Here is a 320-nt window from a genome sequence, read left to right as displayed (position 1 = left end):
ATTGGCAGACGCGCTAGACTTAGGATCTAGTGTCTTTGACGTGGGGGTTCGAGTCCCTTCACCCGCACTTTGCTTCATTCGTTCGCGGTCGTGGCGGAATGGCAGACGCGCTAGGTTGAGGGCCTAGTGGGAGTTGATCCCGTGGAAGTTCGAGTCTTCTCGACCGCACCAAAAAAACTTTTAAAAAACACTTGCATTTGATACGGTGACGTGTTATTATAGAAAAGTCGCTAATTTGAAATTAACTTTTAATATGCGCCCGTAGCTCAATTGGATAGAGCGTCTGACTACGGATCAGAAGGCTATGGGTTCGACTCCTT

General features: G+C 47.8%; 1 tRNA gene. It reads left to right on the top strand.

What is annotated here, in order from left to right:
• Window positions 1–84: 84 nt before the first annotated feature.
• Window positions 85–171, top strand: a tRNA-Leu gene (locus LKW28_RS22865).
• Window positions 172–320 lie beyond the last annotated feature (149 nt).

Source organism: Bacillus sp. REN16 (genome assembly GCF_020731355.1).
Classification (GTDB): domain Bacteria; phylum Bacillota; class Bacilli; order Bacillales; family Bacillaceae_L; genus Ferdinandcohnia.
This window is presented reverse-complemented; position numbering and strand designations above follow the sequence as displayed.